The sequence below is a fragment of the Cochlodiniinecator piscidefendens genome (assembly GCF_011326755.1).
Taxonomy (GTDB): domain Bacteria; phylum Pseudomonadota; class Alphaproteobacteria; order Rhodobacterales; family Rhodobacteraceae; genus Cochlodiniinecator; species Cochlodiniinecator piscidefendens.
In genome coordinates this window covers 1-2,929 of record NZ_JAAOIE010000017.1, presented here as the reverse complement: position 1 = coordinate 2,929, position 2,929 = coordinate 1, and the positions used below count along the sequence as shown (strand labels likewise).

Here is a 2,929-nt window from a genome sequence, read left to right as displayed (position 1 = left end):
TGAATACCCCGGGGGGTAGAGCACTGGATGGGTAATGGGGCCTCACCGGCTTACTGATCCTAACCAAACTCCGAATACCCGGGAGTAATAGATGGCAGACACACTGCGGATGCTAACGTCCGTAGTGAAAAGGGAAACAACCCTGACCTACAGCTAAGGCCCCTAATTCATGGCTAAGTGGGAAAGCAGGTGGGACGACCAAAACAACCAGGAGGTTGGCTTAGAAGCAGCCATCCTTTAAAGATAGCGTAACAGCTCACTGGTCTAATTAAGTTGTCCTGCGGCGAAGATGTAACGGGGCTCAAGCCATGAGCCGAAGCTTAGGATGCACATAGTGCATGGTAGCAGAGCGTAGTGTGACATAGTTCCATGCGTCTTTATCTTCCTCTGGAAGAATTGGACGCAAGGAGCTTTCGATGAAGCGGGCGCGTGAGCGATCCCGTGGAGAGATCACTAGTGAGAATGATGACATGAGTAGCGACAAAGAGGGTGAGAGACCCTCTCGCCGAAAATCCAAGGGTTCCTGCTTAAAGCTAATCTGAGCAGGGTAAGCCGACCCCTAAGGCGAGGCCGAAAGGCGTAGTCGATGGGAACCAGGTTAATATTCCTGGGCCAGATGGTAGTGACGGATCTCGACTGTAGTTCATCCTTATTGGATTGAATGGGCTGCTTAGAGGTTCCTGGAAATAGCTCCATCATGAGATCGTACCCTAAACCGACACAGGTGGATAGGTAGAGAATACCAAGGCGCTTGAGAGAACTATGTTGAAGGAACTCGGCAAAATACCTCCGTAAGTTCGCGAGAAGGAGGCCCTGTTTCTACGCAAGTGGAAATTGGGGGCACAAACCAGGGGGTGGCGACTGTTTACTAAAAACACAGGGCTCTGCGAAGTCGTAAGACGACGTATAGGGTCTGACGCCTGCCCGGTGCCTGAAGGTTAAAAGGAGGAGTGAGAGCTCCGAATTGAAGCCCAGGTAAACGGCGGCCGTAACTATAACGGTCCTAAGGTAGCGAAATTCCTTGTCGGGTAAGTTCCGACCTGCACGAATGGCGTAACGACTTCCCCGCTGTCTCCAACATAGACTCAGCGAAATTGAATTGCCTGTCAAGATGCAGGCTTCCCGCGGTTAGACGGAAAGACCCCGTGCACCTTTACTACAGCTTCACATTGGCATCAGACACAACACGTGCAGAATAGGTGGTAGGCTTTGAAGTGGTAACGCTAGTTACCATGGAGCCTCCTTTGAGATACCACCCTTGTTCTGTTTGATGTCTAACCGCGGTCCGTTATCCGGATCCGGGACCCTGTGTGGCGGGTAGTTTGACTGGGGCGGTCGCCTCCTAAAGCGTAACGGAGGCGCGCGAAGGTTGGCTCAGACCGGTCGGAAATCGGTCGTTGAGTGCAATGGCAGAAGCCAGCCTGACTGCGAGACTGACAAGTCGAGCAGAGACGAAAGTCGGTCATAGTGATCCGGTGGTCCCGAGTGGAAGGGCCATCGCTCAACGGATAAAAGGTACGCCGGGGATAACAGGCTGATACTGCCCAAGAGTCCATATCGACGGCAGTGTTTGGCACCTCGATGTCGGCTCATCTCATCCTGGGGCTGGAGCAGGTCCCAAGGGTACGGCTGTTCGCCGTTTAAAGAGGTACGTGAGCTGGGTTTAGAACGTCGTGAGACAGTTCGGTCCCTATCTGCCGTGGGTGTAGGATACTTGAGAGGAGTTGCCCCTAGTACGAGAGGACCGGGGTGAACGTTCCACTGGTGGACCAGTTATCGTGCCAACGGTAGTGCTGGGTAGCTATGAACGGACAGGATAACCGCTGAAGGCATCTAAGCGGGAAGCCCCCCTCAAAACAAGGTATCCCTGAGGACCGTGGAAGACCACCACGTCGATAGGCCGGAGATGTAAGTGCAGCAATGCATTCAGTTGACCGGTACTAATTGTCCGATAGGCTTGATTTGATCCAGTAATAGTAAGACTTACTGACAAATCAAAAGCATACACACCATTAATTAGAACACTTGACTTAAACGATATTGGCTCTTTGGATTTTTTCTCGGTTTGGTGGTCATAGCACAAGCGAAACACCCGGCTCCATCTCGAACCCGGCCGTTAAGCGCTGTCGCGCCAATGGTACTGCATCTTAAGGTGTGGGAGAGTAGGTCACCGCCAAACCTAGTAAAAATCCAAAGCTCTCAAACGATGACAAATATCCCCAAACATACAATTTGAATGGGGGCGCAAGGGCCACAAACCCTATTGGCGCGGGATGGAGCAGCCCGGTAGCTCGTCAGGCTCATAACCTGAAGGTCGTAGGTTCAAATCCTACTCCCGCAACCAACAAACACCAAAAAGCCCCGCAAATCGCGGGGCTTTTGGCGTTCTAAGCTCCTGAAATTTACACGCATATCATACGCAACGGTACGTGCGCTCAATCCATGTGTCGTAGGCGTTGCCCAGGCTGCGTTGAAATTGTTTCCCGGTATATTCCGCAGCACGTCCGCTGGTCCGATCACAGGTCGCATTCGCGAGATCCTGCATCTTGTTATATCCCAAGACATGCGTCTCTTCTGGATGATTAAGCAGGCTGATGTGAATCCCTATGATGGCTTGGTCAGCTCCGGCCTCTCGAACAAAAACATGGGTATCTTCCGCACCGCCAACGCTACAGGCCGCCAATGCCGAAAACGCTAAAACCACGGCTCTCTTGTGAAACTTAACTGCCAACATCAATACTGATCCTTTTAAATACACTGGGCGCGCTATGCGTTCGCTGTTCCCTTGCGCACCAACACACGCTTGGCGCTCCCGTAAGCCGCTTCTTCAATCACATCAACAGAACCTAACGCAGACAATCCCTCAATCCCCGCATCCGCCTTCCGACGACGCAAATCTAAAAGAATAAAACCGTCAGAAACAACGCCT

1 protein-coding gene, 1 tRNA gene and 2 rRNA genes (1 of these 4 cut by a window edge) are annotated in these 2,929 nt (G+C 52.1%); 3 read left to right on the top strand and 1 reads right to left on the bottom strand.

The annotated features are described in order from the left end of the window. The 3 genes from G9C99_RS18270 to G9C99_RS18260 all read left to right on the top strand — a co-directional run. Positions 1-1,965 (top strand): 23S ribosomal RNA (locus G9C99_RS18270); it begins 968 nt to the left of the window's first position. Between the two features lie 99 nt (positions 1,966-2,064). After that, a 5S ribosomal RNA gene (rrf, locus tag G9C99_RS18265) occupies positions 2,065-2,179 on the top strand. 88 nt (positions 2,180-2,267) lie between these two features. Further along, positions 2,268-2,344, top strand: a tRNA-Met gene (locus G9C99_RS18260). Between the two features lie 69 nt (positions 2,345-2,413). Here G9C99_RS18260 and G9C99_RS18255 read toward each other — a convergent pair. Beyond that, positions 2,414-2,734 carry a hypothetical protein gene (locus G9C99_RS18255; RefSeq protein ID WP_166418979.1) on the bottom strand — a complete coding sequence of 107 codons (321 nt, stop codon included), beginning with the start codon at positions 2,732-2,734 and terminating at the stop codon, positions 2,414-2,416. Positions 2,735-2,929 lie beyond the last annotated feature (195 nt).

Coding starts and splice junctions, on each gene's coding strand:
- G9C99_RS18255 (WP_166418979.1), bottom strand. CDS start 2,734: ATGTTGGCAGTTAAGTTTCACAAGAGAGCCGTGGTTTTAGCGTTTTCG.